Consider the following 24,488-nt stretch of genomic DNA (forward strand, 5'->3'; position numbering starts at 1 on the left):
TAAGTCGGTTTTAGGTTTTTTGGCCGGGAAGCACAACCATATAGGCCAGTACCTCGAAGTCGTTGCTCCCAGAGAACTCGCCCTTCATCGCATGGGTGCCTCCGGGAGAGAACAGGCTGGCAACCGCCCGCTCTTCGTTCTTGCCCACCACGGATCCCACGGCCGCAGCCAGCAGCTTCTGTGCGTGGCGCATGTCTTCGCCATAGCGGGTAGCCTTATCGAGCTTTGCACAGGCCCTGTCGTCGGGCAGCTCGCGCCCAAGGGCTAGGCGCTTAAGCCGGTCAAGAATGCGCTTGGCCTGAGGGTATGGCAGCAACACCGTTCCATCGTCCCCAACGTGAGCTAGGTAGACCGGCGCCAGCGGGTAGTCTGACTGCTGGCCCTTAGTCGCCACCGTGCCTTCTGCCCGCAGGCAGAAGATGACGCCCGGCGGAATGTCGGCGTCGATGCTGGTGGTGACGGCGTAGGTGCCAAGCGGCAGGCCTTCGAGTTGGCCTGGGTGTGCTTTGAGGTACTGCGCCAGGTCGATGCGAAAGTCGGTCAGCGTCAAGTCGGTGATGGAAACGCCGTTGGACAGGTCTTCCATGTCGATGACCGTATCCTGCAGCTTGAGCAATTGCTTGCGTCGGTACTCCAAATCGTTCATTGGGTTGCCCGACTGTTGCTCGATGAGGTTTTCCTCGCCAGTGGCGGACACATCCAGCAGCACCATGCGTCCACTGACGCGCTGCTCCAGGCCGATGTATTCCTCAAGCTCCATGTTGGGCCAGAAGTTCACGAGTTGGATGTTCTGATTGGGTGATCCGATGCGGTCAATCCGCCCGAACCTTTGGATGATCCGGACCGGATTCCAATGTATGTCGTAGTTCACCAGCCAGTCGCAGTCCTGCAGGTTCTGTCCTTCTGAGATGCAGTCGGTGGCAATCAACAGATCGATTTCGCCTTCTTCGGCAAAGTCGGCCGGGCGTTCCTTTGCGCGAGGCGCAAACGCCGACAGCACACTGCCCATGTTCTTGCGCAGGCCGGGCAAGGTGGACTGGATGCCAGCGCTGCCGGTGACCAGTGCAGCATCAATGCCGAGAATGGCCTTGGCCCAGGGCGCCAAGTTGGCGTACAAATACTGCGCCGTGTCTGAGAACGCGGTGAAAACGATAATCTTGCGGTTGCCGGCGTTGATCGGCTGGTAGCATTTTTGCTCGATCATGTCGCGCAGCTTGGCCAGCTTAGCGTCGCGCGCGGCATCTACTTGCTGGGCGCCAGCCAGCAGCGTCGCGAGGCGGTTTCGGTCCTCGATGAGGTCTTGATTCCACCGAATCAGGTCCACGTCGCCGAGCAGCACCTTAACCTTGCGCCCGACCAGCAGAGATTCAAAAGCTGGGTCGTCGATGTCTACATCCGCGATGTCGAGTTCTTCAATGTCTGTGTCGTGATTCTGTATGTGGGCCAGCACAATTTCCACGTCCTTGAGCTGCCGTTGAAGAGTCAGCGAAAACGAAGAAACGGAACTTTCCATGCGCTTGAGCACGTTGACGCGTAGGAGGTGGATCAAACTCTCTTCACGGTCGGCTTGGCGGAAGAAGCTCTCACCGCCGCGAATCTCGGTGCTGTACTTGGCATCGTAGGCCGCTTGCTTGTGCTGCAACACATAGCGCAACGGGGCGTAGCTGGCCAGGTTGAGGCGGCGAATTTCAAGGTTGATGTCCTTGATGGCCCGGAACTGCCCCGCTAGGTCCACGTCTGCCTTGATGTTGATGGGCGGTAGCCGGCCAGGGAATTTGCCGGTTTCATCGGTGCCGTAGTAGCGCTCGATGTGGCGGCGTGAGCGGGCGATGGTCAGGTGATCCAGCAGGGTGAAGTAGTCGAACCCGAGCATTTCGACCAGATTGCCAGGCGTGCGCTCGGGTTCGTCCATTTCCAGCCAGCGGTTGAACTGGCTTTGTGCCATGCGCGTGGTTTGCTCGATGCTGTCGATGCCGTGTTCAACCAGCGCGGTGTCGTCGCCCTCGGTGACGAATGCGATCTGATTCTTGAGGTCGGCCAGACGGTTGTTCACAGGTGTTGCCGACAACATCAGCACCCTCGTCTTAACCCCTTCCTGGATGATCTTTCGCATCAGGCGGTCGTAGCGTGTCTCGGTGCCTTGGCGCGGGGACTTCTTATTGCGGAAGTTGTGGCTCTCGTCAATAACAACCAAGTCATAGTTGCCCCAGTTCACGTGGGACAAGTCGATATCGCCGGACGTGCCGCCGTCGCGCGACAGGTCCGTGTGGTTCAACACGTCGTAGTTGAACCGGTCGGCTGCCAGCACGTTGCGCTTGTCATTGGCCTTGTAGAGCGTCCAATTGTCTCGGAGGCGCTTGGGGGATAGCACGAGCACGCGGTCGTTGCGCAGCTCGTGATACTTGATGACGGCCAATGCCTCGAAGGTCTTCCCTAAACCAACGCTGTCCGCGATGATGCAGCCGCCGAACCGGGCAAGCTTGTCGATGGCGCCGACCACGCCATCACGCTGGAATTTAAACAGTTTTTTCCAGACGACCGTGTTGCGAATGCCCGTAGCCGACTTGACGATGCGTTCTTCGTCCATTTCATCATCGCGGGCCCCGAAGAGGTGGTTCAGTATCGCGGCGTAGAGCGTGAATGGTGCTCGGTGCGTGCCCATGTCGCGCAGGGCAGCCATCAATGCATCGCCGCTTTCTGGTTGGGCGCGCAGGCCATTCCATTGTTGGTCAAACCACTGAGCAAGCTGCGCCGCCTCCGTGCCCGACTCAGACGCCTGGATCAGGCTCAAGGGGTTGCCTGGCGTGAGGCCAAGGCCATCGGTGCTGAAGGCAAACGAGCCCAGCACTACCTGTTCGGCGGTGCCTTGGGCATCGCGCATTACGGCTGTGCCTTGCGGCACGCGGCCATGCGCTCGTCGCAGGTCCACCTTGCTGGTAAGCCAATTGGCGCACTGATTGGCGAGCCATCGGGTTTGCAGCCGGTTGCGGTTAGCACGGTCGCCTTCTCCCCCGAGAAACTCCAGTAAGTCGTCTGCAGCGGGCAGGATGAGTTGAACCCTGTCGAGCTTGGCAAGCGCGTCGCGCAGTTCGGCATACGCGAATAGAGAGAACGATGGGGTTGCACAGCTTAGATGGCTGCCGGGCCGGAGGTGTGGGCGTACTAAGTCGATGACTCGATCTGTACCACTATTCTGAACAAGCTTCATTCTCTCTCCCTCATGCTCATCCCTTCGTGCCTATTTACGACCACTTATAGAGGCCACAATTTATCAATCACGACATCAATACATTGAGCATTTCTTGATGCGAGAAGTGCTGAACTGAGCTCACCACCGCGATAAAAAAAAGCGCTCTGAAAGAGCGCTTTTTTCCTGTCCAAGTGCCACTTTGGATTCTCTGTCATTAAGACATAAGCTCAAACATGAATATGACTTGTGCCAGCGCGTTCGTCTCAATGAAGTCTCGTCGCAATGCCGTATTGACTAGAGCTCAGTGCATTTGCTACTACTCCCCCGCACCAGACCCACCGGATACTTCCCCCCATTGATCTCCACCTTGGCATTCGCCGCCTCGATCAAATCCACATCCAGCGCCGTAGCCATCTGCACCAGGTACAGCAGCACATCCGCCATCTCATGCGCAACTGCCTGCTTCTTGTCCGCTGGCAAATTCCGGCTCTGCTCTTCGGTCAGCCACTGAAAGTGCTCCAGCAGCTCGCCGGCCTCCACGATCAGGGCCGAGGCCAAATTCTTGGGCGAATGGAACTGGCCCCAGTCGCGCTGCTGCGCAAAATCCTGCAGGCGCAGGGCCAGTTGCTGGAGTGATGTGATGGCTGGGGTTGCTGAGGAAGAAGAGTCTTGGGACATATCGGGCAGTCGGTCGTTGTCTCCGCGTCAGCGGCAGTTCTCCGCCACGTCACGCTGAGCCGCAGCCATTTCCGACTGGCGCCTGCTGTCTTCCAGGTACTGTTTGTCGCCCTTGTTGTCGTACTGGAACACGGGGCGCGCTGTTTTGAGCGTGCCCAGGTTGCGGCGCGCGGTGTTGCAGCGCGATGAGCGGTTGTATGCCTCGGCCTGCTGGCGCGCCTGTTGGGCGGCCTGGGCGTCGGCGGTTTGCGTGCTGCCCGTGCCGGCACCGATGCTGCCTGCATAAGGCGAGCGCTGCCGTGCAGGCGGGGCACTGGGTGGAAGGGGGTCGCTGGAGGGCGGGGTGACCTTGATGTTGACGCTGCCCCCGGTGCCGCCGCTCATGTGGCAGGGCTGGTCCTGGAAGGCGGTCTTGCCGTCAGGCTGGGTGCATTTGTACGTTTGCGCCCAGGCGGGCGATGTGGCGGCGGTCAGTGCCAGTGCGGCAACAGCGGCAGCGATGGTGGTGAGTGGCTTGGGCATGGTGGCGAGTCGAATGATGGGTGTCAGGGTCGAGGCAGGTCTATTACAGCACCGGACGCAAGAACGCCCGGCATGGGCCGGGCGTTTTCAGTTCAAGCGGTGCTTGATGGGTGTTGATCGGATAGCTAACTATCCAACTATCAAACGTCGATGTTGCCCGCGCGCAGCGCGTTGGTTTCGATGAAGTCGCGGCGCGGCTCCACCTCGTCGCCCATGAGCATGGTGAACACGCGGTCGGCCTCGATGGCGTCGTCGATCTGCACGCGCAGCAGGCGGCGCACGTTGGGGTCCATCGTGGTTTCCCACAGCTGCTCGGGGTTCATCTCGCCCAGGCCCTTGTAGCGCTGGCGGCTGGTGCTGCGCTCGGCTTCGCTGATCAGCCACTTCATGGCCTGGCGGAAGTCGCCCACTTTTTCTTCCTTGCGCTTTTCGCCTTCGCCGCGCAGGGCCTTGGCGCCCTCGCCCAGCAGGCCGCGGAAGGTGTTGGCGGCCAGTGCCAGGGCGCCGTAGTCGGCGCCGTGCACAAAGTCTTGCGTGATCACGCTGCTCTTGATGTTGCCGTGGTGGCGGCGGCTGATGCGCAGCACGTGCTTGTCGGTGCGTTCGTCGAACTCGCTGGCCACTTCGGCCGGTGCGCCGGTGGTGTTCAGCTCGCGCAGCTTGGCCTGCAGGGCCACGGCGCTGGCTTCGGATTCGGCGGCGGCGTCCAGGTTCAGGGCCACGCCGTCGGCAATGGCGCGCAGGGCCTCGGGATCCATGAAGTTGCTCAGGCGCGCAATCACGCTCTCGGCCACCTGGTGCTTGGTGGCCAGGTCGGTCAGGGTGTCGCCGCTCAGCGTTTGCGGGTTGTCGCCGCCGGTGCTCACGCTGGCGTGGTTCAGCGCAATGCGCAGCAAGAAGCCGTCGAGCGCGGGCGCGTCTTTCAGGTACAGCTCTTCCTTGCCGGCCTTGACCTTGTACAGCGGTGGCTGGGCAATGTAGATGTGGCCGCGCTCGACCAGCTCGGGCATCTGGCGGTAGAAGAAGGTGAGCAGCAGGGTGCGGATGTGGGCGCCGTCAACGTCGGCGTCGGTCATGATGATGATGCGGTGGTAGCGCAGCTTGGCCACATCAAAGTCATCGCCCCCGGTGGTGCCGCCGGCCTTGCCGATGCCAGTGCCCAGGGCGGTGATCAGCGTCAAGATTTCGTTGCTGGTCAGCAGCTTTTCGTAGCGGGCCTTCTCTACGTTCAAAATCTTGCCGCGCAGCGGCAGGATCGCCTGGAACTTGCGGTCGCGCCCCTGCTTGGCAGAGCCACCGGCGGAGTCACCCTCCACGATGTAGATTTCGCACAGCGAGGGGTCTTTTTCCTGGCAGTCGGCCAGCTTGCCGGGCAGGCCCATGCCGTCGAGCACGCCCTTGCGGCGGGTCATTTCGCGGGCCTTGCGGGCGGCTTCGCGGGCGCGGGCGGCCTCCACGATCTTGCCGCAGATGATCTTGGCGTCGGCCGGGCGCTCCTGCAGGTAGTCGGTGAGCAGCTTGCCCACGATGTCTTCCACGGGGGCGCGCACTTCGCTCGACACCAGCTTGTCCTTGGTCTGGCTGCTGAACTTGGGCTCGGGCACCTTCACGCTCAGCACGCAGCACAGGCCTTCGCGCATGTCGTCGCCGGTGACCTCGACCTTGGCCTTCTTGGCGAACTCGTGCTCTTCGATGTACTTGTTGATGACGCGGGTCATCGCGGCGCGCAGGCCGGTCAGGTGGGTGCCGCCGTCACGCTGGGGGATGTTGTTGGTGAAGCACAGCACCTGCTCACTGTAGGCGCTGTTCCACTGCATGGCCACTTCCACGCCGATGTGCGTGCCGGGGATGCCGCCGTAGGTCTCTGCCGGGCGCTCGCCTGCGGCGTAGAACGAGTTGGGGTGCAGTACCGTCTTGCCCTTGTTGATGAACTCGACAAAGCCGCGCACGCCGCCGGCGCCCGAGAAGTCGTCTTCCTTGCCGGTGCGCTCGTCCTTCAAGCGGATGCGCACGCCGTTGTTCAGGAACGAGAGTTCGCGCAGGCGCTTGGCCAAAATCTCGTAGTGGTAGTCGTTGTTCTCTTTGAAGATCTCGGTGTCGGGCAGAAAGTGCACCTCGGTGCCGCGCTTTTCGGTATCGCCGGTTACCCGCATGGGCGACACTTCGACGCCGTCGACCTTGTCGAGCAGGCGGTCTTGCACAAAGCCGCGCGAAAACTCGATCTGGTGCACCTTGCCTTCGCGGCGCACGGTCAGGCGCAGCCATATGCTCAGCGCGTTCACGCAGCTCACGCCCACGCCGTGCAGGCCGCCCGATACCTTGTAGCTGTTCTGGTTGAACTTGCCACCGGCGTGCAGCTCGGTCAGCGCGATCTCGGCGGCGCTGCGCTTGGGTTCGTGCTTGTCGTCCATCTTCACCCCGGTGGGGATGCCGCGGCCGTTGTCGGTCACGCTGATGGAGTTGTCGGAGTGGATGGTGACGACGATGTCGTCGCAGTGGCCGGCCAGGGCCTCGTCGATGGAGTTGTCGACCACCTCGAACACCAGGTGGTGCAGGCCGGTGCCGTCGGACGTGTCGCCGATGTACATGCCGGGGCGCTTGCGCACGGCCTCCAGGCCTTCGAGTATGGTGATGGAGCCTTCGCCGTAGCTTTCGCTGGCGCCAGCCTGGTTGGTGTCGATCTTGTGCGGAACGGGCTCACCAGTGCCGGTAGGTTCTTCTTGCTCGGGCAGGTTGTTGTCAGCGGTCATGGTGGGCCTTGGGATCCGGGGAAGCCGGGGTCGGCTTCCAATGTGTCTGTCGAAAAAGGTTCAAATAGGGCTCTGATCCCCATCATATGGGGGCGAGCAGCTATCAAATCAATAGCTCATGCAGGGTGCCCGGCGCGCAAGGCGGGGGCACGGCGCAGGGCTAGATGCGCATCGGCATCACCACGTACTTGAAGCTTTCGTTGTCGGGGATGGTCAGCAGCGCGGAGCTGTTGCCGTCCGAGAGCTCCACCTTCACCATGTCCTGGCCCATATTGGCCAGGGCGTCGATCAGGTAGGTCACGTTGAAGCCGATCTCGATGGTGTCGCCACCGTAGTCGATGTCGAGCTCGTCCACGGCCTCTTCCTGCTCGGCGTTGTTGGACGCCACGCGCAGGGTGCCGGGCTCCAGGTTCAGGCGCACGCCCTTGAACTTGTCGCTGGTCATGATGGCCGTGCGCTGCAGGCTGGCCAGCAGCGGGGCACGGCCCAGGGTGATGCTGTTCTTGTGGTTCTTGGGGATGACGCGGTTGTAGTCGGGGAACTTGCCCTCGACCAGCTTGGTCACGAACTCCATGCCGCCAAAGGTGAACTTGGCCTGGTTGTTGGCGAACTGCATCTCGATGTGGGGCTGGTTCTCGCCGCCGGCGTCGGACAGCAGGCGCTGCAGTTCGATCACGGTCTTGCGCGGCAGGATGACTTCCTGCTTGGGCACTTCCACATCGAGGGTGGCGCTGGCAAAGGCCAGGCGGTGGCCGTCGGTGGCCACGAGGCTGAGCTGCTTGCCCTCGGCCACGAACAGAATGCCGTTGAGGTAGTAGCGGATGTCCTGCACCGCCATGGCAAACGACACCTGGCCCAGCAGGTCCTTCAGGGTTTTTTGCGGCACGGCGAACACGGGGCCGAAGGCGGCCGACTCCTGCACCAGCGGGAAGTCCTCGGCCGGCAGGCTTTGCAGGGTGAAGCGGCTCTTGCCGCCCTTGAGGATCAGCTTGGACTGGGCGGATTCGAGGCTCACCGTCTGGTCGCTGGGCATGGTGCGCAGGATGTCGATGAGCTTGCGCGCACCCACCGTGGTGGTGAAGTCGCCCGTGTCGCCACCCAGCTCTGCGGTGGTGCGGATCTGGATCTCGAGGTCGCTGGTCGTCAGCTGCAGCGCGTTGCCGGTCTTGCGGATCAGCACGTTGGCCAAAATGGGCAAGGTGTGGCGGCGCTCCACGATGCCAGCCACCGATTGCAGAACCGCGAGTACCTTGTCTTGTGTTGCCTTCAGGACGATCATGTCATCAACCCCTTGCTTGTGGATCTTTTTTGGAACGGTGCGGGCAGCGGCACGGGTTGTGCCCCCCTGCTGCCCATAAACCCCCCATTTTGCCTTGTAAGGACGTGTTTGCTGTGGCAGCGTGGCGCTGAACAAGTTCTTACATCAAAGGCCAGGGTGGATCGCACGGTGGTTCAGCCCTTGAGCGTCTGTTCCAGCACGTGCAGCTGCTGGTTCAGCTCGGTGAGCTGCTGGCGCTCGCCTGAAATCTTGCGCACGGCGTGCAGCACCGTGGTGTGGTCGCGGCCGCCGAACAGCTCGCCGATCTCGGGCAGGCTCTTTTGCGTCAGCTCCTTGGCCAGGTACATGGCAATCTGGCGCGGGCGGGCAATGCTGGCCGGGCGCTTCTTGCTGTACATGTCCGCCACCTTGATCTTGTAGTAGTCGGCAACGGTCTTCTGGATGTTTTCCACAGAGATCTGGCGGTTCTGGATGGACAGCAGGTCGCGCAGTGCCTCGCGGGCCAGCTGGATGGAAATCTCTTTCTGGTTGAAGCGCGAGTACGCCAGGATCTTGCGCAGCGCGCCTTCGAGCTCGCGCACGTTGGAGCGCACGTTCTTGGCCACGAAAAAGGCGACTTCCTCGGGCATCTCGGTGCCTTCGACGCGGGCCTTGTTGATCAAAATGGCCACGCGCATCTCGAGCTCGGGCGGCTCGATGGCCACGGTGAGGCCCGAGTCGAAGCGCGAAACCAGCCGCTCGTGGATGTTGGCCAGGCCCTTGGGGTAGGTGTCGCTGGTCATCACGATGTGGCTCTTCTTGGCCAGCAGGGCTTCGAAGGCGTTGAAGAATTCTTCCTGCGTGCGGTCTTTATTGGCAAAGAACTGCACGTCGTCGATGAGCAGCAGGTCCAGCGAGTGGTAGCGTTCCTTGAATTCGTCGAAGGTGCGGCGCTGGTAGGCCTTGACCACATCCGACACGAACTGCTCGGCGTGGATGTAGAGAATTTTGGCGTCGGGCTTGTCGGCCAGCAGGCGGTTGCCCACAGCGTGCACCAGGTGGGTCTTGCCCAGGCCGACGCCGCCGTAGATGAACAGCGGGTTGTACAGGTGGCCGGGCATGCCCGCCACGTGCATGGCCGCCGAGCGCGCCATGCGGTTGGCCGTGCCCTCCACCAGGGTTTCGAACGTCAGGCCGGCGTTCAGGCGGTTGCGGAAGGCACCGGCCGATTCGTCGGAGGTGCTGCTGCCGCTGTTGCTGCTGTTGCCGTTGCCGGAGCTGTTGTTGTTGCCATGGCTGCCCTGCCCCTGGCCCTGCTGGTCATTGTGGGAAACAGGGGTTTGCGTGCCCGCTGCGTTGGGGCGCACATAAGTGCGGGTAACGGCTTCACGCTGAGCGAGCGCTAACTCCAGCGTAACGGGCTGGCCGTACAGGTCTTCGAGCAGCAGCGAGATGCGCTTGCCGTACTGCGCGCGGATCCAGTCGAGCTTGAAGCGGTTGGCGACGAACAGCGTCACCTTGGAGAAGTCTTCGGTCACCTGGGCCACCAGGGGCTTGATCCAGGTGTTGAACTGCTGCTCGGGCAGGTCTTGCGCCAGTTGTTCGATACAGGCCTGCCACAGGCCCTGGCCGGCGTCTGCCCCGGGGTTGGATGCGGAGCTGCTGGAGGGTTCCTCGGTCATTTATAGGCGGATTCTTGTTGTGGATAGGAGGAACGGAGCTTGGCCTCGCATTGTAGCTTGTCAAGGAGTTATCCACAATTTGGAAAGGCCCCCTGACAGAGGGGATCAGGGCCTTGGGGAGGCGGGCCGAAAGTACATTCTGAACCCCTGACTCGGGCACGCCACAGGGTCTTCCCGCAGAGGGGCATTGCCAGCACTGCAGAAGCCTGCGATAATTTTGGGTTTCCCTGAATGTGTTCAGGGTGATTTGACCCGGCGTGCCGCTATTTCTGCGCAACAGTCCGGAACTGAACCTCAAGGAATAGAGCACCATGAAACGTACTTACCAACCCTCCAAGACCCGCCGCGCGCGCACCCACGGCTTCCTCGTTCGCATGAAGACCCGCGGTGGCCGTGCCGTTATCAACGCACGCCGCGCCAAGGGCCGCAAGCGCCTGGCCGTCTAAGGCCGGCCAGGTCTGGGTCTGCACTTCGCTGCACCCCGGTTTGCACCGTCAGGTACCAAACGGGGCGTTTGCATGCAACGGCTGAAAACCCGTCCGCAGTTCCAGGCCGCCATGGCGGGGGGCACCGTTTCCCGTACCGCCCATTTTGCGCTGCACCGCCTGGTGTTGGGCGCCGACGGCACTGCCACGACTGGCGGTGCAGTTGTTGCGTCTGGCGATACCAGGGCGGCATCGGTGACTCCGGTTGCCGAAGCACCAGCCGCCGCAGCGAAAGCCGCCAAGGTGGAACCTTCAGGGCCCGGCGCTTCGCCGCAGGCCCTGTTTGCCTTTCCCGACGTGTGGCTGGGTGCCATGGTGCCCAAGCGCTGGGCGCGCCGTGCGGTCACGCGCAACGCCATCAAGCGGCAGATCTACACCGTGGGCGCCACCTTCGAGGAGCGCCTGCCCCAGGCCGCGCACGTGGTGCGCCTGCGCAGCACGTTCGACCGCAAGCAGTTCATCAGCGCCACGTCCGTCCAGCTCAAAGAGGCGGTGCGGGCCGAGCTGTTGCAGCTGTTCGGCTACGCCTCCAAGCGATCGGGCCATGGCCAAGGTAGTGGCCAGGGCACCGGTGGCGAGGCTGGCAAAGGCAGCGGCGCTAGCAGAACCGACAAAAGCCCCAGCGTGCCACGGGTGTCGGTGACTGCGCCATGATGCGTGCGCTGCTCATCGGGGTGGTCAAGGGCTACCGCCTGTTTCTGAGCGCCTGGCTGGGCTCGGCCTGCCGCTTCGAGCCGACCTGCTCTGTCTACTCGCTGCAGGCGCTGGAGCAGTACGGTGCGGCGGCCGGCAGCTATCTCACGGTGCGCAGGCTGGTACGCTGCCACCCCTGGTGTGACGGGGGCCATGACCCGGTCCCGCAGGAATTGCCGCGCAGCATGCGGTTGTTCTCGCGGCTTCAACCTTCCACATCATCTTCACCAAAGAAGTCTTCATGAACGACATTCGCCGCACCATACTGTGGGTGATTTTTGGCTTTTCCATGGTTCTGCTGTGGGACAAGTGGCAGTTGCACAACGGCAACAAGGCCACCTTCTTCCCCACCGCCGCTCCCGTGGTCGCGCCTGCACCTGCGGGCACCGCCTCTGCCGCTTCGGCAGGCGCTGCGAGCGTGCCTGCCACCACCAATGCGTCGGCGCCCGCCACGGCATCGGCCCAGGGCGCATCGGCCGTGCCCGGCCAGCCCGCCCCCACGGCTGCACCCGCTGCCCGTGAGCGCGTGCAGGTGACGACCGACGTCTACCGCCTGACCTTCGACAGCGAAGGCGGCTCGCTGACCCACGCCGAGCTGCTCAAGCACGCCGACATCGGCGACAAGAGCGGCAAGAACTTCCTGTTGCTCGACGAAAGCGCAAACCGCGTGTACGTGGCGCAGACCGGCCTGATCGGCGGCAACTTCCCCACGCACAAGACGCTGATGACGGCCGTGCCCGGCCCGCGCGAGCTGACGGACGGGCAGGACGAGCTGACCATCCGCTTCGAGTCGCCCGAGCAGGGCGGCGTGAAGCTGGTCAAGACCTGGACGGTGAAGCGCGGCGCCTACGACATCGCCGTGAAGCATGAAGTGGTGAACACCGGCACGGCCCCCGTGTCGCCCGAGCTGTACCTGCAGCTGGTGCGCGACGGCAACAAGCCGCCAGGCGAGTCGTCGTTCTACTCCACCTTCACCGGCCCTGCGGTCTACACCGAGGCCAAGAAGTACCAGAAGGTCGAGTTCAAGGACATCGAGGCCGGCAAGGTCGACATCCAGAAGGATGCGACCAACGGCTACGCCGCCATGGTGCAGCATTACTTTGCCACCGCCTGGCTGCTGGCCGACGGCGTGCAGCGCAACCTGTTCATGCGCAAGGTGGACACCAACCTGTACTCGGTGGGCATGATCACCCAGTTGGGCGCCATTGCCCCCGGTGCCAGCAAGACCCTGGACGCGCGCCTGTTCGCCGGCCCCCAGGTCGAGAAGACGCTGGAAGCCCTGAGCCCCGGCCTGGAACTGGTCAAGGACTATGGCTGGCTGACCATTCTGTCGAAGCCGCTGTACTGGCTGCTGGACCAGCTGCACAAGATCCTCGGTAACTGGGGCTGGGCCATCGTGGCGCTGGTGCTGCTGCTGAAGATCGCCTTCTACTGGCTCAACGCCAAGGCCTATTCGAGCATGGCCAAGATGAAGTCGATCAACCCCAAGATCATGGAGATGCGCGAGCGCCTGAAGGACAAGCCGCAGCAGATGCAGCAGGAGATGATGCGCATCTACCGCGAGGAGAAGGTCAACCCCATGGGCGGTTGCTTCCCCATCATGATCCAGATCCCCGTGTTCATCGCGCTGTACTGGGTGCTGCTGTCGAGCGTGGAAATGCGCAATGCACCGTGGATTCTCTGGATCCGCGACCTCTCGGCACCGGACCCGTTCTTCATCCTGCCCCTGCTGATGACGGCCAGCTCGCTGCTGCAGACGGCCCTGAACCCCGCGCCACCCGATCCGCTGCAGGCCAAGATGATGTGGTTCATGCCGCTGATCTTCAGCGTGATGTTCTTCTTCTTCCCGGCGGGCCTGGTGCTGTACTGGCTGACGAACAACATTCTGTCCATCGCGCAGCAGTGGCTCATCAACACCCGCATGGGCGTGCCACCGCAGTTCAACCTGCCCAAGTTCAAGTGATCACCACTGCCTGATCGCTGAGCAACCCGAAAGGCCGCGCAAGCGGCCTTTTTCAATCCCTACCGCTACAGTCACCCCCATGCTTGCCCGCCACGCCGACCCTATCGTTGCCATCGCCACTGCCCCGGGGCGCGGCGCCGTGGGCATCGTGCGCGTGTCCGGCAAGGGCGTCGCCCCGCTGGTGCAGGCCCTGTGCGGACGCGACCTGCGCCCGCGCGAGGCGCACTACCTGCCGTTTCGCGATGCCGACGGCCAGGCCATCGACCAGGGGCTGGCGCTGTACTTCCCCGCGCCGCATTCCTATACCGGCGAAGACGTGCTGGAGCTGCAGGCCCATGGCGGCCCGGTGGTACTGCAGCTGCTCGTGGCGCGCTGCCTGGAGGCGGCGGCCGCGGTGCAGGCCGAGGGGGGCGCGGCGGTGCTGGCCGGCCTCCGCGTGGCCGAGCCGGGTGAATTCACCGAGCGCGCCTTCCTCAACGACAAGATCGACCTGGCCCAGGCCGAGGCGATTGCCGATTTGATCGACGCCTCGACCTCGGCGGCGGCGCGCAGTGCGAGCCGCTCGCTCACGGGCGCCTTCTCGAACGAGATCCACGCGCTGCGTGAGGCGCTGATTCACCTGCGCATGCTGGTGGAGGCGACGCTGGATTTTCCGGAAGAGGACATCGACTTCTTGAAACAGGCCGACGCCCAGGGCCAGCTCGACCGCCTGCAGCAGACCCTGGCCCGCGTGCGCCAGCGCGCGCAGCAGGGCGCGCTGCTGCGCGAGGGCATCAAGGTGGTGATCGCCGGCCAGCCCAACGCGGGCAAGAGTTCGCTGCTCAACGCGCTGGCGGGGGCGGAGCTGGCCATCGTCACCCCGATTGCCGGCACCACGCGCGACAAGGTGCAGCAGACCATCCAGATCGAGGGCGTGCCGCTGCACGTGATCGACACCGCCGGCCTGCGCGACAGCGAGGACGAGGTGGAGCGCATCGGCATCGCCCGCGCCTGGGACGAGATCGCCGGGGCCGATGCGGTGCTGTTCCTGCACGACCTGTCGCGCGCCGACATGGCGGACTACGCGGCCAGCGATGCGGCGATTGCCACGGACATGGCCGGGCGGCTGCCCGCTTCGGTGCCGGTGATCGACGTGTGGAACAAGACCGACTGCGTGGACGCGGCCACGGTGGCCCGGCTGCAGGGCGAGGGCCGCTCGGTACGGCTGTCGGCGCGCACGGGAGCGGGCCTGGAAGAATTGCGCCGCACGCTGCTGGAAGTGGCGGGCTGGCAGTCGGCACCCGAGGGCGTGTACATTGCCCGCGCCCGCCACGTGCAGGCGCTGCAGGCAGTGGCCGCCCACCTGGACGAAGCGCATGCGCAGTTACTGGCGAAAGCCCCCGCACTGGACATCCTGGCCGAGGAACTGCGCCTGGCCCAGAACGCGCTGGGCGCCATTACCGGCGAGTTCACGTCCGATGACCTGCTGGGCGTGATTTTTTCGAGCTTTTGCATCGGCAAGTAGCGGGGTGCGGTGTGCCGGGCACCTTCTTTTGTTGTAAACGGACGTAAACAGCGCTTGTGCGCAACCTGTAACAAGGTTACTTTAAGGTGACCATGAATGTCCTTTCCCCCGCTGCCACCAAAGCCGATCTGCAGGGCCTGATCGATGCCATCGCCCAGGCCAGCGCAGACGACAGCATGACCAACCCGCTGACGCCCGCGCAGTGGGATGTCGTCGCCTCTTACCTGCTGCCCTGCATCATCCCCATGGGCCACGTGCTGTTCACCCAGGGCACGACCGACCGCACCCTGTACTTCGTGGAGAGCGGCAGCCTGAGCGTGCACTTCCAGGACGAAAAAGAGCGCCTGCGCCTGGCCATCGTGGGCCCCGGTTCGGTGCTGGGCGAAGGCGCCTTCTTTTCGCACCGGGCCCGCAGCGCCACGGTGCAGGCCAGCGGGCCGTGCAAGCTGTGGAGCCTGACGGCCATCCGCTTCACCGAGCTGACCAACCGGCAGCCTGCGATTGCGTTGGGCCTGGCCATGGCGGCCGGCTCCGTACTGGCCAAGCGCCTGGGCAATCGCCGCCGGCGCGTTGCGGCGACCTGACACCCCTGTCGGCCGGCAGCCCTTTCGGGACCGGTGGCATCGTTGGGGGCGCAGGGCTCGCGGTACACTCGAATCGCACAACCCACTGCAGGCGCACCCCGAGGAAAGCAAGCCATGTCACTGTTCAGCTGGTTCAGCCGCAAACCGGCACCGACCAAGCCCCGGCCCAATGCGGCATCGGAGACTTCGGGTCTGCTCAACGCCGACGCCACTGTGCCTTTGGCCGCAGGCCGCCAGGGCAAGCCCATGCTCGACCCCGTGCCGCCCGAGCACGCGGCCAACCGCAAGAACGAGCGCATGGAGCGGCGCGAGCTGCTGTACACGGTGGTGCGCGATGCCATGGTGCGGGCCGGCGTGCTTTCGGCCAGCTACAAGTTCAAGGTGCTTTCGCTGGACCAGCGCGGTCGCCAGTTCCTGGTGATGATGGACCTGGCGCGCGAGTACGGCGGCGAGACCGTGCGCCTGTCCGAGATCGAGGCGCTGATCGCCCAGACCGCCAAGACGCGTTACGACATCCTGGTGACCGCCGTGTACTGGCGCATCAATGACCATGTGGCGGTGGGCATTCCGCAAAAGGGCATTGCCCCGCTGGGTGCGGCCCTGCCTCTGGGTACGCAGCAAGCCCCCGCCGCTGCCGTGCGGCGCCCGCTGCCACCGGTGTCGGCCCCTGCCCCGCTGACCGCCACGCCTGCTGCTCCCCTCTCGCGCCCGGCGCCCTTGCGGCCCGCAGCCCCCGTGGCAACGGCCCCGGCCCCGCTGACGGGAACGATCGCACCGCGCCCCCCCGCGCCGGTGGACTACGAAGCCACGCGCCCCGTGCCGCGCTTCGAGCCCATCGAGGCCGACGAAGTGGCCGCCTTCAAGCGCGCCCTGGCCGATGCCGCAGGTACCAACCCTGCGCCCGTCGTCCCGGCACGCCCCGGCGGCGCCCCGGTGCGTTCGGGCCCCATCCGCCCCCGGCCGCCCAATGCGACGGGCTTCGAGGACACGGAAATGCCCGGCGCCGAAGAGCGCGGCCCGGACCTGAGCAGCACGCAGTACGGTGAATTGCGCTGAGGACCTTCCGCGCAGCGGAAAAACAAAGGCGGCCTTCGAGGCCGCCTTTTTCATTTCTGCTATCCGGGACGCCGCGCATGAAACCGGCGCGGCCCAAGCCAGTGCCCCCGCGCAAGGGCCGCCCCGCCGCGCTGGGGGCGTCCCCCTCCCGACTCGCGCAGCGGGTCGAGAGAGGGGTGAAGGCGCGAAGCGACTCAGGGGGTGATTAAGCCTTCACGTCGAGCAGCGAGCCCATCATCTGGTCCTGGGTCTTCACCACCTGCAGGCTGGCCTTGAAGGCGTAGGTGGCCGAGATCTGTTCGACGGCTTCCTTCTCCAGTGCCACGCCCTCCTCCTGGCTGCGGCGCACGGAACCGGTGACGCCAGCGCCCCCCGGGGCGGCTTGCTGCTCCACCACCTCGCTTTTGTAGCGCGGCGTGTTCATGTTGGCCACGTTGTTGGCCGAGGCATCGAGCCGCAACTGGGCGGCCTGCATGCCGGAAGAGCCGATCGAGGAAATGGAGGCCATGGTGGAGTGCTCGCGGTGGCGAAGGATGGCCAGATTGTCCTGCGCTGCCGGATTTCACGCGAGACCACCCATCCTGCCGGAATGGTCACTAGGGCGTGCCTTAGCCCCAGAAGTGGTCCTCCTGCGCCGGGTCGCTGGAGAAAAGAAAGACCTCGGCAACCTTGCCATCCGCGATGCGCAGCAGGTCCACGCCGGTCTGGTCCAGGCTTGCGCCTGCGCGCTCGCCCCGGAAGGCGATGGTGACGGCAACCCAGTCCCCGTTTTGCATGTAGTGCCGGGCCTCCGTGATGGCAAACGTCCCTTGGGAGACTTCCATCATCCCGCCGATCATCGCCCCCACGGCGGCCAGGCCCTGGTGGGTGCCGGAAAACCGGTTGGCGCCGGGCTGGTGCCAGACCACGGTGGGCGACACGGTATGGGCCAGCAGGGCCTGATCGCCCGTCTGGGCGGCTCGGATGTAGTTCTTGGCGATGTCGATGGCGGACATGGAAGCTCTCTGTGGGTGTTGAAGATGGGTAATTATTGGACTCAGGGCGTGGAAACGCACGGTAGCTCAGGGCCAAAAAAAGATACTTATCGGACAAAATGCAATGAGCATCCAAACCAAGGAACGTGATGGCCACGAAGCATGCATGGAACGCCGACATCGAACGGTTCGACTACCGGCCACCCGGGGCCTACGGGCTGGACCTGGAGGTCTTCCCGATGTCCGATCTGCGCCAGCGCGGCCCCGAGGGCGAGGTCCACCGCACCCACCGCTATGCCTTCCACATGCTGGTACTGGTCACCCGGGGAAGCTGCACGCAGGTGGTGGATTTCGAGCCTGTGCCCTGCGCACCCGGATCGCTGCTGGCCATCCGGCCCGGGCAGGCCCACAACTTCGGGCTGGCAGAGGATTGGGAGGGGTGGGTCATGCTGCTGCGCCCGGAATTCCTGCTCGCGGCAGGGGCTGCGCCGGCCAGCGACCTGCGTCTGGTGGTGGGGCTGGAGCGGTTTCCCGTGCACCTGGCCCTGGGCGACGGGGAGGCCCGCACGGTGGCGGATGCCATCGTGCAGATGCGCACGGACGCGGCGGCCGATGCGCCGGCGCAGGACCTGCATGCGCTGCTGCGCTACCAGCTCTATGCCCTCCTCACGCGGCTGGCCATCGCCCACCACCAGCGCAGCCAGCGCGGCAACCGGGAGCCTGCGAACCACCGCGCCATGCAGCGCTTCGAGCGCTTTCGGCAATTGCTGGAGCAGCGGTTTGCGCAGTGGCACCAGGTGGCGGACTACGCCGGCCCGCTGGGGTGCACGGAAAAAAGCCTGGCGCGCGCCACCAGCGCCGCGGCCGGCACCAGCGCCAAGGCCTTCATCGCCGCGCGCATCTGCCTGGAAGCCAAGCGCCTGCTGCTGCACACCGGCGTGCCTGTGGCACGCATCGCCGAGCGCCTGGGATTCGACGAGGCGACCAATTTCAGCAAGTTCTTCCGGCGCGAAACGGGCTGCACCCCGGCGGAGTTCCGCCGGCAGCAAGTGGCTTGATGGCAGGGCCTTGGAAAGCCCGCAGTCAGCCCCCCCCGTGGGCCTGCACCAGGCATTGCTGGAACGCCTGGGCCGCGCGCGACGGCTCGGGTGAGCGGCGCAGCAGGCCCACGAACTGGCAGCTGTAGCGCAGCAGCGCAGGCTGCACCGCCTGCATCAGGCCGCGCCGCTCGAAGACCTCGGCATAGTGGTCGGGCAAAAAGCCCAGGTAGCGGCCCGAAAGGATGAGCGTGGCGATCGACTCCTGGTCGAAGCCCGTGGCCGTGCGCGACAGGCGTGCCTGGTGGCTCAGCTCCATGTTGGGTGAGTGGTAGCCCAGGCCGGCGAAGGGTTGGTTGCGCAGCGCCTCCCAGTCGAGCGAGGCATCGCTGGTGCCGAACAGCGGGTGGCCCACGCCGCAATACAGCAGCATGGTCTCGGTGAACAGGTCGGTGTACAGCAGGCTTTGCGAGGCGCGGTGCGCCGGGATGATGCCGACCTGGTAGGTACCGTCGATCACCCCGCGCTCGATGGCGTTGATGGTGCCCACGTGCATCTGCAGGTGCACGTCGGGCGCCTGCTCGGCAAAGGCGGCGATGGCCTGGCCGATGCGGGCAGCGGGGTTGGTGGCGGTCTTGTCGAACACGGCCACCGCAAGCTGCCCGCCCATGCGGGCATGGATGTCGTCCACCGCATTGCGAAAGCCCTGCACCGAGGCCAGCAGGCGCAGCGTCTCGTCGTAGACGCGCTGGCCCTCGGGCGTGAGGGCGAAACCGGCACGCCCGCGCCGGCACAGGGTCAGGCCCAGCCGGGTTTCCAGGTCCTTGACGTGGCGGCTCACGGTGCTGGTGCCGATGTTCAGCTCCAGCTCGGCCGCCGACATGCCGCCGCACTCGGCCACGGCCTTGAACACCTGCAACAGGCGCAGGTCCATGTCGCTGAGCTGGCCGAGCACGGCGCGGTTCTTGGTGTTCATGGCGGTAGGATCATTACTTGCATGATCGCGCAAGTAAACATTGATATTGGAGTATTTGAGAGATTAACACCGGGGACAACAATCCGCCTGAGACCCGCTTTTGCCTGGGCCTGGCCCGCCTTGCGGCCGCTGTTTTGCACTGGAGATTTCCCATGAGCTTCGTCAACATCGAAAAACCCGCTTCCGACGCTGGCGGCGACCGCCTGGACGCCGCCTGGCTCGACGCCCACTGGATGCCATACACAGCCAACCGCCAGTTCAAGGCCGCGCCGCGCATGATCGTGGAGGGCAGCGGCGCCTACTTCACCGACTCCGACGGCCGCAAGATCTTCGACGGCCTGTCAGGACTGTGGTGCACGGGCCTGGGCCATGGCCGCCGCGAAATCGCCGAGGCCATTGGCAAGCAGGCGATGAAGCTCGACTACGCGCCGGCCTTCCAGTTCGGCCACCCGCTCTCGTTCGAGCTGGCCAACCGTATCAAGGCCATCACGCCCGACGGCCTCGATTACGTGTTCTTCACCGGCTCGGGTTCCGAGTCGGCCGACACCTCGTTGAAGATGGCACGCGCCTACTGGCGCGCCAAGGGCCTGGCCAGCAAGACGCGCCTGATCGGCCGCGAAAAGGGCTACCACGGCGTGAACTTCGGCGGCATCTCTGTGGGCGGCATCGTTGCCAACCGCAAACTCTTCGGCCAGGGCATCGAAGCCGACCACCTGCCCCATACACAGCCCGCAGCCGGCTCCTTCCACAAGGGGATGCCGCCCACCGGCAAGGAACTGGCCGACCGCCTGCTGGACGTGATCGCGCTGCACGACGCATCGAACATCGCGGCGGTGATCGTCGAGCCTTTCTCCGGTTCGGCCGGCGTGGTGATCCCGCCCGTGGGCTACCTGCAGCGCCTGCGCGAGATCTGCACGCAGAACAATATCCTGTTGATTTTTGACGAAGTGATCACGGCGTTTGGCCGCTCGGGCGCCTGGACGGGTGCCGAGGCGTTCGGCGTGACGCCGGACATCCTGAACTTCGCCAAGCAGGTCACCAACGGCGCGCAGCCCCTGGGCGGCGTGGTGGCCAGCAAGGACATCTACGACACGTTCATGGCCGCGGGTGGCCCCGAATACATGCTCGAGTTTCCGCACGGCTACACCTACTCGGCCCACCCCGTGGCCTGCGCCGCCGGCATCGCCGCGCTGGACCTGCTGCAGAGCGAAGACGCCATCGGCCGTGTGAACGCGCTGAGCCCGCATTTCGAGCAGGCCGTGCACAGCCTCAAGGGCAGCAAGCATGTGCTGGACATCCGCAACTACGGCCTCGCCGCAGGCATCACCATCGCCCCGCTGCCGGGCGAGCCGGCCCGCCGCCCCTACGAGATTGCAATGAACTGCTGGAAGAAGGGCTTTTACGTGCGCTACGGTGGCGACACCATCCAGCTGGCACCCCCCTTCATCAGCGAGAAGGCCGAGATCGACCGCCTGGTCAACGCCCTGGGCGATGCCCTGGCAGAGACCGCTTGAGCCCGCCATTTTCCATTCCAATATTGTTGCCATGAACCACGACAAGAACGTTACCACCACCATCGGCCACCTGATCGACGGCCAGATCATTGCCGACACGGAGCGCACGCAGCCGGTCTTCAACCCGGCCACGGGCCAGTCCACCTCCAACGTCGCCCTGGCCAGCAAGGCCACGGTGGAGCGCGCCATCGCCTCGGCCGAGGCGGCCTTCCCGGCCTGGCGCAACACGCCGCCGCTCAAGCGTGCCCGCGTCATGGGCAAGCTCAAGGTACTGCTCGAAGAAAACGCCGACAAGATCGCCGCCATGATCACGGCCGAGCACGGCAAGGTGCTCAGCGATGCGCACGGCGAGCTGCAGCGCGGCATCGAGAACGTGGAGTACGCCAGCTATGCGCCGGAGCTGCTCAAGGGCGAGCACAGCCGCAACGTCGGCCCCGGCATCGACTCGTGGAGCGAGTTCCAGGCGCTGGGCGTGGCGGCGGGCATCACGCCCTTCAACTTCCCGGCCATGGTGCCGCTGTGGATGTGGCCCATGGCCGTGGCCTGCGGCAACACCTTCGTGCTCAAGCCCTCCGAGCGCGACCCGAGCAGCACGCTGTTCATCGCCCAGCTGGCGCTGGAAGCCGGCCTGCCGCCTGGCGTGCTCAACGTCGTCAACGGTGACAAGCTGGCCGTGGACACGCTGCTGCAGGACGCGCGCGTCAAGGCCGTGAGCTTCGTCGGTTCCACCCCCATCGCCGAGTACATCTACGCCGAAGGCTGCAAGAACGGAAAGCGCGTGCAGGCCCTGGGCGGCGCCAAGAACCACGCCATCGTGATGCCCGACGCCGACATCGGCAATGCCGTGAGCGCCCTCATGGGCGCGGCCTATGGCAGCTGCGGCGAGCGCTGCATGGCCATCCCGCTGGTGGTGGCCGTGGGTGACGAGGCCGGTGATGCCGTGGTGGCCGGCCTCAAGGTCGAAATCGCCAAGATGAAGGTCGGCCCCGGCACCGACAACGGCAACGACATGGGCCCGCTGGTGACCCGGCCCCACTTCGAGAAGGTCAAGGCCTATGTGGACAGCGGCGTGGCCGAGGGCGCCACGCTGGTGGTGGACGGTCGTGGCGTGACGGTGCCCGGCCACGAGGAGGGCTACTTCCTGGGGGCCTGCCTGTTCGACAACGTCAAGCCCGGCATGAAGATCTACCAGGAAGAGATCTTCGGCCCCGTGCTCGGCGTGGTGCGCGTCAAGACGCTGCAGGAAGCCATGAAGCTCATCGACGACCATGAGTACGGCAACGGCACCTGCATCTTCACGCGCGACGGCGAGGCCGCGCGCTACTTCACCGACCACATCCAGGTCGGCATGGTGGGTGTGAACGTGCCCCTGCCCGTGCCCGTGGCCTACCATTCGTTCGGCGGCTGGAAGCGCAGCCTGTTCGGCGACCTGCACGCCTACGGGCCTGACGCCGTGCGCTTTTACACCAAGCGCAAGACCATCACGCAGCGCTGGCCCTCGGCCGGCGTGCGCGAAGGCGCGGTGTTCAGCTTCCCGAGCAGCCGCTGAGTCCCGGCGTGCCCTGCGAGAACGGCCCTTCGGGGCAATGCCAGTAAGTTAAGCAAAGCCCCTTCGGGGTCTTTGTTGTTTGTACAGTGCAGACTTCAATCAATCGAGCTTTGGCCATAGCGGTCAAGCGATAGCCAATGCTGCTGCAAGAGTACCTGAGCGATACCCACGACTTCGCAACCCCCGAGCAATGGGGCGTAGTTCAAAGCAGCGTACCCCAACAGTGGATTGAACAGGCCCTGCAGATGAGTGGCGTGGCAACACTGCGCAAGCGGCGATTGCCCATGGAGCAGGCACTTTGGCTGGTATTGGGTGTGGCCTTGCTCAGAGACCGTTCCATAGTGAACGTGGCCGAGGTACTGGAGTTGGCACTGCCTGGGCAGCACGATGAGCCCATCAGCTCCAGCGCGCTGAGCCAAGCGCGCCAACGGCTGGGCAGTGAGCCCCTGCAATGGCTGTTTCGACACACCGCTGCACATTGGGCGCACCAGGAGGCCGGTCGCCACCGCTGGCAAGGCTTGGCGCTGTACGCGCTTGATGGCGTGGTCTGGCGTACCCCCGACACGCAAGACAACCGCCAGCACTTTGGCTGCCAGCGCAACCACCCAGACCACCAAAGTCCCTTCCCCCTGGTGCGCATGGCCTGCCTGCTCGATGCCAGAGCACGTTTGTTGGTAGATGCCAGCCTGGATGCCTACGACACAAGTGAGTACACCTTGGCTGAACGCCTGTGGCCGCAGTTGCCGCCGAACTCGCTGGTGATGGTGGACAAAGGCTTTTACTCGGCTGGCCTGCTGTGGCCGCTGCAGCACCGCCAGGGGCGCCACTGGCTGATCCCTGCACGTGCGGGACTCAGGGGTGAGGTGGTGCAAACGCATGGCCCTGGCGATGTGAGCTTGCGCATGAAGGTCTCGCCCCAAGCTCGCAAGAAAGACCCCGGCTTGCCGCTCACGTGGGAGGTACGGGCCATCACACGCGAGCTTGATGGCAAATCCAGGACCGTGTTCACCTCCCTGGCAGACGCTGCGCGTTACAAGGCCGATGAAGTATTCGCGCTGTACCACGAGCGCTGGGAGATCGAGCTGGCTTACGGGGAGATGAAGACGGACATGCTGGGCCAGGCGATGACGTTGCGCAGCCAGCAGCCCGATGGGGTCAAGCAAGAGTTGTGGGCGACTTTGCTGATGTACAACCTGATCCGCTTGGAGATCACACGCATCGCAGACGAGGCCAAAGTCGAGCCCTGCCGAGTCAGCTTCGTCACGGCGCTGCGCTACATCGTGGATGAGTGGCTGTGGAGTTCAGGCTCGCGCACTCCTGGGGCCATCCCGGCCAAGCTCGCAGCCATGAGAAAGAACATCCGCCGCTTCGTGCTGCCGCCTCGCAGGTCCCACAGGCGGTATCCGCGTGAGGTTCGAATGTCCAAGACCCAGTATCCCGTCAAGAAAAATACCGCTCAGGGTTAACTGAGCGGCATTGGCCCTTCGGGGCCGTTTTTCATGGGCTGGCCTGTTTCAGCAGGCGGCGCGGCAGCGCCTTCCGTCGGTCCAGGTCGCGCCTTCGAGCTGTGCCGCATCCAGGTCCACGTTGACCATCTTCGCGCCGGAGAGGTTGGCGCCGCGCAGGTCGGCCTGCTCCAGGCTCACGTTGACCAGCTCGGCGCCGCGCAGGTCGGCGCCCGAGAGGTTGGCGCGCGACAGGTCCACGTTGGTGAACTTGCGGCCCGCCAGCTGGGCGCCTGCGAAGTTGCGGCCCGAGAGGTCGCTGTTCACGTAGTCCCCGCTCTTGCCGCCCTTGCCGGGCTTGGCATTGGAGGAGTTGGTCACCGTGGTCGACGCGCCCTGCACCACCACGCGGCCGCTGCCGCCGCCGATGGTGGTTTCCACGCGGGCATTGCCGTCCGTGGCGGTGATGATCTGCTGGCCGTTGACGATCACCGAGGCGTTGTTGTCGCCGGCGATCACCGTACCAGAGCCATTGGAGGCCAGGTTGCGCTGGGCATGGGCCATGGGCATGCAGGCGGCCAGGGCGGCCAGGCCGACCAGTGCGCTGGCAAAGGTGTTGTTCGTCATG

Annotated in this window: 21 protein-coding genes; 11 read left to right on the plus strand and 10 right to left on the minus strand. The window is 64.6% G+C overall.

The genetic code is table 11. From position 1 onward, the window contains the following. Window positions 1-10: 10 nt before the first annotated feature. The 6 genes from ACSQ9E_RS29210 to dnaA form a co-directional block, all read right to left on the minus strand. Complete coding sequence (locus ACSQ9E_RS29210; protein WP_436219878.1) at window positions 11-3,208, minus strand: helicase-related protein; 3,198 nt, start codon at window positions 3,206-3,208, stop codon at window positions 11-13. 276 nt (window positions 3,209-3,484) lie between these two features. Further along, entirely contained in the window at window positions 3,485-3,868 is a 384-nt protein-coding gene (locus ACSQ9E_RS29215; RefSeq protein WP_436219879.1) for a nucleotide pyrophosphohydrolase, read from the minus strand. A 27-nt stretch (window positions 3,869-3,895) separates the two neighbouring features. Then, window positions 3,896-4,390, minus strand: a complete 495-nt coding sequence (locus ACSQ9E_RS29220; RefSeq protein WP_436219880.1) for a DUF4124 domain-containing protein — start codon at window positions 4,388-4,390, stop codon at window positions 3,896-3,898. Window positions 4,391-4,530: 140 nt separating this feature from the next. Then, entirely contained in the window at window positions 4,531-7,140 is a 2,610-nt protein-coding gene (gene gyrB, locus ACSQ9E_RS29225; protein ID WP_428003023.1) for a DNA topoisomerase (ATP-hydrolyzing) subunit B, read from the minus strand. A gap of 160 nt (window positions 7,141-7,300) precedes the next feature. Next, on the minus strand, window positions 7,301-8,419 hold the full coding sequence (gene dnaN / locus ACSQ9E_RS29230; RefSeq protein WP_007854794.1) for a DNA polymerase III subunit beta: 1,119 nt from the start codon (window positions 8,417-8,419) through the stop codon (window positions 7,301-7,303). Between the two features lie 173 nt (window positions 8,420-8,592). Further along, window positions 8,593-10,080 carry a chromosomal replication initiator protein DnaA gene (gene dnaA / locus ACSQ9E_RS29235; RefSeq protein ID WP_057200489.1) on the minus strand — a complete coding sequence of 496 codons (1,488 nt, stop codon included), beginning with the start codon at window positions 10,078-10,080 and terminating at the stop codon, window positions 8,593-8,595. A gap of 311 nt (window positions 10,081-10,391) precedes the next feature. On the opposite strand from dnaA, the gene rpmH reads away from it, so the two are divergent. The 7 genes from rpmH (at window position 10,392) to ACSQ9E_RS29270 (ending at window position 16,365) form a co-directional block, all read left to right on the plus strand. Next, the gene (rpmH, locus tag ACSQ9E_RS29240) at window positions 10,392-10,526 is read left to right on the plus strand and encodes a 50S ribosomal protein L34 (RefSeq protein ID WP_005798102.1); all 135 of its coding nucleotides are present in this window, start codon (window positions 10,392-10,394) and stop codon (window positions 10,524-10,526) included. Between the two features lie 72 nt (window positions 10,527-10,598). Next, a complete protein-coding gene (locus tag ACSQ9E_RS29245; RefSeq protein ID WP_436219881.1) occupies window positions 10,599-11,219 on the plus strand; it encodes a ribonuclease P protein component in 621 nt (206 codons plus the stop codon). Further along, a complete protein-coding gene (gene yidD, locus ACSQ9E_RS29250) occupies window positions 11,216-11,503 on the plus strand; it encodes a membrane protein insertion efficiency factor YidD (protein WP_436219882.1) in 288 nt (95 codons plus the stop codon). The genes ACSQ9E_RS29245 and yidD overlap by 4 nt, the downstream gene beginning before the upstream one ends. After that, window positions 11,500-13,221, plus strand: coding sequence for a membrane protein insertase YidC (gene yidC, locus ACSQ9E_RS29255; protein WP_436219883.1), 1,722 nt, complete (start codon window positions 11,500-11,502; stop codon window positions 13,219-13,221). Before yidD ends, yidC begins: the two co-directional genes overlap by 4 nt. Before the next feature lie 79 nt (window positions 13,222-13,300). Continuing rightward, a complete protein-coding gene (mnmE, locus tag ACSQ9E_RS29260) occupies window positions 13,301-14,725 on the plus strand; it encodes a tRNA uridine-5-carboxymethylaminomethyl(34) synthesis GTPase MnmE (RefSeq protein WP_436219884.1) in 1,425 nt (474 codons plus the stop codon). Between the two features lie 92 nt (window positions 14,726-14,817). Continuing rightward, window positions 14,818-15,309: a Crp/Fnr family transcriptional regulator gene (locus ACSQ9E_RS29265; protein WP_057200494.1), complete on the plus strand. Its 492-nt coding sequence runs from the start codon at window positions 14,818-14,820 to the stop codon at window positions 15,307-15,309. Window positions 15,310-15,423: 114 nt separating this feature from the next. Then, window positions 15,424-16,365 carry a hypothetical protein gene (locus ACSQ9E_RS29270; protein ID WP_436176197.1) on the plus strand — a complete coding sequence of 314 codons (942 nt, stop codon included), beginning with the start codon at window positions 15,424-15,426 and terminating at the stop codon, window positions 16,363-16,365. A 205-nt stretch (window positions 16,366-16,570) separates the two neighbouring features. On the opposite strand, the gene ACSQ9E_RS29275 is transcribed toward ACSQ9E_RS29270, so the two are convergent. Both ACSQ9E_RS29275 and ACSQ9E_RS29280 read right to left on the minus strand, forming a co-directional pair. Beyond that, entirely contained in the window at window positions 16,571-16,873 is a 303-nt protein-coding gene (locus ACSQ9E_RS29275; protein WP_436219885.1) for a flagellar basal body protein, read from the minus strand. A 100-nt stretch (window positions 16,874-16,973) separates the two neighbouring features. Then, on the minus strand, window positions 16,974-17,360 hold the full coding sequence (locus ACSQ9E_RS29280) for a nuclear transport factor 2 family protein (RefSeq protein WP_436219886.1): 387 nt from the start codon (window positions 17,358-17,360) through the stop codon (window positions 16,974-16,976). Window positions 17,361-17,488: 128 nt separating this feature from the next. Here ACSQ9E_RS29280 and ACSQ9E_RS29285 point away from each other — a divergent pair, with 128 nt between their 5' ends. Continuing rightward, window positions 17,489-18,397, plus strand: coding sequence for an AraC family transcriptional regulator (locus ACSQ9E_RS29285; RefSeq protein ID WP_436219887.1), 909 nt, complete (start codon window positions 17,489-17,491; stop codon window positions 18,395-18,397). Window positions 18,398-18,422: 25 nt separating this feature from the next. Here the strand turns inward: ACSQ9E_RS29285 and ACSQ9E_RS29290 are convergent, their stop codons facing one another. Then, on the minus strand, window positions 18,423-19,352 hold the full coding sequence (locus ACSQ9E_RS29290; RefSeq protein WP_436219888.1) for a LysR family transcriptional regulator: 930 nt from the start codon (window positions 19,350-19,352) through the stop codon (window positions 18,423-18,425). 152 nt (window positions 19,353-19,504) lie between these two features. Between ACSQ9E_RS29290 and ACSQ9E_RS29295 the strand changes: the two genes are divergently transcribed. The 3 genes from ACSQ9E_RS29295 (at window position 19,505) to ACSQ9E_RS29305 (ending at window position 23,881) form a co-directional block, all read left to right on the plus strand. Then, window positions 19,505-20,866 carry an aspartate aminotransferase family protein gene (locus tag ACSQ9E_RS29295; protein WP_436219889.1) on the plus strand — a complete coding sequence of 454 codons (1,362 nt, stop codon included), beginning with the start codon at window positions 19,505-19,507 and terminating at the stop codon, window positions 20,864-20,866. A gap of 31 nt (window positions 20,867-20,897) precedes the next feature. Continuing rightward, window positions 20,898-22,415: a CoA-acylating methylmalonate-semialdehyde dehydrogenase gene (locus ACSQ9E_RS29300; RefSeq protein ID WP_436219890.1), complete on the plus strand. Its 1,518-nt coding sequence runs from the start codon at window positions 20,898-20,900 to the stop codon at window positions 22,413-22,415. A 137-nt stretch (window positions 22,416-22,552) separates the two neighbouring features. Then, a complete protein-coding gene (locus ACSQ9E_RS29305; protein WP_436216982.1) occupies window positions 22,553-23,881 on the plus strand; it encodes an IS4 family transposase in 1,329 nt (442 codons plus the stop codon). Window positions 23,882-23,929: 48 nt separating this feature from the next. Here ACSQ9E_RS29305 and ACSQ9E_RS29310 read toward each other — a convergent pair whose 3' ends face one another. Next, window positions 23,930-24,487 (minus strand): pentapeptide repeat-containing protein, encoded by a 558-nt coding sequence (locus ACSQ9E_RS29310; protein ID WP_057200502.1) that lies wholly within the window; start codon window positions 24,485-24,487, stop codon window positions 23,930-23,932. Between the last annotated feature and the right edge of the window lies 1 nt (window position 24,488).

Origin of the sequence: Acidovorax sp. LjRoot118 (assembly GCF_964253575.1) — a bacterium.
Lineage (GTDB): Bacteria > Pseudomonadota > Gammaproteobacteria > Burkholderiales > Burkholderiaceae_C > Acidovorax.